The following is a 5,072-nucleotide window of genomic DNA, read 5'->3' on the forward strand; positions in this document are numbered from 1 at the left end:
ACCTGTTATCCAAGATAAGGGAGGGTTTGTATGCCATACACTACATTTGCTGCGATAGATGTTGGATCTAACGAGGTATCAATGAAAATATATGAAGTATCAAAAAAATACGGAATCAAAGAGCTTGACTATGTGCGTCATACAATTGAGCTAGGTTCAGAAGCCTATACGAATGGAAAGATAAGCCATACTACGGTAAATGAACTCTGTCAAGTTTTACAAAGCTTCACAAGCAAAATGAAAGAATATCAAGTAGAGGATTATACTGCTTGCGCAACAAGTGCTTTAAGAGAAGCCATAAACAAGCTACTTATTCTTGATCAAATCAAACTTACATCCAAATTAAAAGTTTCTATATTAAGCAACTCAGAGCAACGATTTCTTCTTTATAAAGCAGTTGCATTGAAAGAACAGCATTTCAATCAAATTATTGAACACGGTACTGCTATTGTAGATGTTGGTGCAGGTAGTATCCAGATTTCTTTGTTCAACAAAGGCTCTTTAATTACAACGCAAAATATCAAACTAGGTTCTCTTCGTATTCGAGAAATTCTTTCAACAATGGAGGCTCAGACAATAAATTTTAACAATCTTTTGGAAGAATATATTACGAATGATTTACAGATATTCAAAGACTTTTTCTTATCCGATATTAACTTGCGTAATATTATTGCTATCGGTGATAATCTTAATGATTTACTTCGATTCAAGAATTACCTAGAGCAAGAGAACACTCAAAAGCTCCAATCTGACAAAAACGACTCTTTGGATCGTAGTGGTTTCCATTCTCTATACACAAAACTACTATCCAAAAATTTAAGCCAAATCAGCAATTGCCTTCAAATATCAAAGGAGCAAGCTTCTTTACTCATCCCAACTGCTATGATTTACTATAAGATGTTCGAAGAAACGAAAGCTTCTACTATGTGGATTCCTGGTGTTTCTCTATCTGACGGTCTCGTAGTTGATTATGCTCAGAAGAAACAAAAAGTAAACCTTACTCACGATTTCACATTAGATATTATCAACGCCTCGAAAAACATTGCACGTAGATACCATTGCAATTTACCTCATATGGAAAATGTTGAACATATTGCTTTAGCGTTGTTTGATGGGTTAACTAAATTACACGGACTTAACAATCGTGATCGCCTATTATTACAAATCGCTGTTATACTTCACAATTGCGGAAAATACATTAATCTTAATGCAAGTGCGCTTAATTCATACCAAATTATTTTATCCACTGAAATTATTGGATTATCTCATACAGAAAGAGAATTAATTGCGTATTTAGTTCGTTTCAATAGCGGAAACTATCCCGAATACGATGACCTTAATAATTCATTCAATAAAGATACGTATATTAAGATATCTAAATTATCCGCAATCTTCAGGCTTGCGAATGCTATGGATAAGAGCCATAAGCAAAAATTCACGAATATCTCTGTTACCTACCGTGACAATCATTTAGTTATAACAGGAACTACACTAGAAGATACTACTCTTGAGCGTGGGTTATTCGAAAAGAAAGCAGAGTTTTTTGAAGAAGTTTATGGTATTCGACCACAATTAAAACTACGCAGAAGTTAGGACGACAAGGACCATGGCGAAGTGTTTCAACCTAATACGCTACTTGAGGTAAGTTCAAACAGCCTCGCCAGCCTAACATATTACCTATAAGGAAAGGATTAATAACTATATGAGCACTACGAAAATAAATTACCGCAAACCAGCCTACTATACGAACCGCGAATTAAGCTGGATTGAATTTAACTACCGTGTTTTAAGCGAGGCAAGAGACAAATCTCTCCCTCTATTAGAGCGTTTAAAATTCCTTAGCATTACAGCTTCTAACTTAGACGAATTCTTCATGATTCGTGTTGCCTCTCTTAAAGATATGGTTAATGCAAATTATTCAAAACCCGATATTGCTGGACTTACACCAAAAGAACAATTAGATCAAATCACTATAAAAACTCATGAATTAGTGAATACACAATACAATACATTTAACCGTTCTTTTATCCCTCAGCTCAAACAAAACAATATCCAAATCATAACACAATACGAAGATTTAGACAGCTCACAAAGTAACTATGTAGACCAATATTTTCAAAATGATGTGTACCCTGTTTTAACACCAATGGCTGTAGACTCCTCTCGTCCATTCCCATTGATTCGTAACAAATCTTTGAATATTGGCGCATTAATTTGCGATAAAAAATCAACCGGAACTTACGACTTTGCAACCGTTCAAGTACCTGCAGTTCTTCCTCGTGTTGTACAGATTCCTTCTACTGATCCAGAGGTAACTTCATTGATTCTTCTTGAACAAATAATTGAGAAGAACATTAATAAGCTCTTCCTAAATTACAACGTTATCTGCGCTTACCCATATCGTATTATGCGTAATGCCGATTTAACAATTGATGAAGATGAAGCTGCTGATTTACTTAACGAAATTCAAAAGCAATTAAAGAAACGCCAATGGGGAGAAGCTATCAAATTAGAAGTTGAAGATAAAATTGATAAACGCCTTCTTAAAATCCTTCGTAAAGAACTCAACATTAAGCAAGAGGACATCTATACTGCTAACGGACCTTTAGATTTAACATTCTTAATGAAACTTTATGGTCTTGATGGTTTTGACCACCTCAAAAAACCAAACTATACTCCACAACCTGTTAGAGCATTGAATCACGATGAGGATTTATTTACGCAGATAAGAAAGAACGATATTCTCCTCTTCCATCCATTCCAAACATTTGACCCCGTTGTTGACTTTGTTCGTCAAGCTGCAAAAGACCCTAACGTACTAGCAATTAAGCAAACGCTTTACCGCGTAAGTAGCCACTCTCCTATTATTGCATCTTTAGCAGAGGCTGCCGAGAATGGCAAGCAAGTATCTGTTCTCGTAGAATTAAAAGCTAGATTCGATGAAGAGAATAATATTATCTGGGCAAAGAAACTTGAGAAAGCTGGTTGCCATGTTATCTACGGTCTTGTAGGCCTTAAAACACATAGCAAGATTACTCTTGTTGTCAGAAAAGAAGAAGATGGCATCCGTCGCTATGTTCACCTTGGTACAGGTAACTACAACGACTCTACTGCTAAACTATATACCGATATGGGTCTGTTAACATGTTCTGCTCCAATCGGCGAAGACGCTACTGCTGTATTTAACATGTTATCAGGTTATTCAGAACCTCTTAGCTGGAACAAATTAACACTTGCGCCTTTATGGCTACGCGACAAGTTCCTTGAGCTAATTCAACGCGAGACTACTCATGCCCGCAATGGAGAGAAAGCTCATATTGTTGCTAAGATGAATTCCCTTTGTGACGCCGTTATCATCGCCGCCCTTTATGAAGCAAGTAATGCTGGCGTTAAAATCGACTTAATCATTCGAGGTATCTGCTGTTTAAAAGCTGGTGTTGAAGGCGTTTCCGAGAATATTACGGTTCGCTCGATTGTTGGTAACTTCCTTGAACATGCCAGAATCTTCTACTTCTATAATAATGACTATGAAGAAGTTTATATGGGAAGTGCTGACTGGATGCCTCGTAACTTAGATAAACGTGTTGAAATTCTCTTCCCTGTTGAAGACGAGCAGCTTCGTAGTGAAGTGAAGCAAATCCTTGATATTCAACTTCAGGATACTGTAAAAGCTCATATACTAAAACCTGATGGAAGTTATGAGAAAGTTGATAAGAGAGGGAAAGCTAAGTTGGATTCTCAAGAATATTTCTGTGAACACGCAATTAAAGATGCTCTTGCGTCTCCTACAGTGCATAGTCGCAGGGTGTTTGAGCCTGTGGATGGGGATATTTAGGAAAGGGTTAAAAGAGGTATAGAAACAAGGAACGCCTTGAGTTTATAGGATGCTCAAGGCGTTTTTTGTCGGTTGTATTACTTATCTATTGCAGAAACCCCAAATAATCTTTTAGGTTTAATCTAACATTAAGTTATGCTAAACGATTTCACAGGGATTTTTTACTTTATTGAGCATATCTGTTTTTCCACGAACAAGATATACTCTGTAATCTTCATGGTTAAACATTGGCATCACCCACCGCCTTTACTAGTTTTCTTAAAAGAAAAAGAGGTGTTATACAGATTTTATGTCCCTACTCTTTAGAAAGGCATTCTTCACATAATGATGAGTCTTCAAAATCAAAAAAAGGATTACCACATCTTTCACAAAATTTTATATCATCATCAGTATAGTGACTCTGATTACAAGATAAACATAAATATTTACCATTAGGAAAAATTAATGTATGCTTATGACAATCAATGCAATTATATTTTTTTATATCATTATCGCAAAACTTGTTTATAGATTCTTCTTTTTCATATTTATACATATGATTTACAGAAGAAATTATAAAATCCAAACCATTTTCAAGCATAGAATCAAACATTTATTAACTTCCTTTCATATCATATAATTAATTATAACCACATGTTCTCTCACACTATTCCAGACTATAGCCAATATAAATTTTTATTAACTTTTACATAAGTCCATATTTAATTAGATATGCAAATCAGACCAAACTTTTCAACTGATTTCTTTAATGTAATTTACATTTTCCTATATACCGCCTCTCACCCAGCACCACCCTCAATCATTACTCTTTTTCCTCTAGATAGTAAACTAGAATATAGTCAATTGTACCTTCATTTTAATTAATATAAAAGTCTGTTGACCCGATTCAGCCATAAATTCATATCATTCTCGGAAGTAGTATAATAAAGCTCACCATTTCTGCTCAAATTCTCTTCTAATACTATAGAATCGGGCATTGTATGCATAATTGCACATCTTCTTTTCTCAGTTAATCTTCCGAGATTATCTTTAAAAAATCTGTCAACCCACACATCACGAAACAAACCATCCACTTCTACTCTAAGAATCAGTTTTGACGCTTTACATACCGTAGCATTTCCAAATCCAATGGGACTCACATAATAGCCATTGCTATTATAACAATTTCTGGCTCCAGCCTTGTAGCCTTGTCCAACATAGAAATCCCCTGCTTCGTATTTAATTGTTATTGTTCTTC

4 protein-coding genes are annotated in these 5,072 nt (G+C 35.3%); 2 read left to right on the forward strand and 2 right to left on the reverse strand.

Annotation, left to right across the window (positions count from 1 at the left end; genetic code table 11):
• The first annotated feature begins 30 nt into the window (after positions 1-30).
• Positions 31-1,593, forward strand: a complete 1,563-nt coding sequence (locus RMR19_RS05625; RefSeq protein WP_310602524.1) for a Ppx/GppA phosphatase family protein — start codon at positions 31-33, stop codon at positions 1,591-1,593.
• A 109-nt stretch (positions 1,594-1,702) separates the two neighbouring features.
• Complete coding sequence (locus RMR19_RS05630; RefSeq protein WP_310602525.1) at positions 1,703-3,835, forward strand: RNA degradosome polyphosphate kinase; 2,133 nt, start codon at positions 1,703-1,705, stop codon at positions 3,833-3,835.
• 295 nt (positions 3,836-4,130) lie between these two features.
• On the opposite strand, the gene RMR19_RS05635 is transcribed toward RMR19_RS05630, so the two are convergent.
• Both RMR19_RS05635 and RMR19_RS05640 read right to left on the reverse strand, forming a co-directional pair.
• A complete protein-coding gene (locus RMR19_RS05635; protein WP_310602526.1) occupies positions 4,131-4,427 on the reverse strand; it encodes a hypothetical protein in 297 nt (98 codons plus the stop codon).
• A 268-nt stretch (positions 4,428-4,695) separates the two neighbouring features.
• On the reverse strand, positions 4,696-5,072 hold a 377-nt coding region (locus RMR19_RS05640), incomplete at its 5' end, for a hypothetical protein (RefSeq protein ID WP_310602527.1).

Origin of the sequence: Anaerosporobacter sp., assembly GCF_031551385.1 — a bacterium.
Taxonomy (GTDB): domain Bacteria; phylum Bacillota; class Clostridia; order Lachnospirales; family Lachnospiraceae; genus Anaerosporobacter.

Bases quoted from the DNA above. Each gene is read 5' to 3' on its own strand.
- RMR19_RS05625 (WP_310602524.1), top strand. From the start codon at position 31: ATGCCATACACTACATTTGCTGCGATAGATGTTGGATCTAACGAGGTA.
- RMR19_RS05630 (WP_310602525.1), top strand. From the start codon at position 1,703: ATGAGCACTACGAAAATAAATTACCGCAAACCAGCCTACTATACGAAC.
- RMR19_RS05635 (WP_310602526.1), bottom strand. From the start codon at position 4,427: ATGTTTGATTCTATGCTTGAAAATGGTTTGGATTTTATAATTTCTTCT.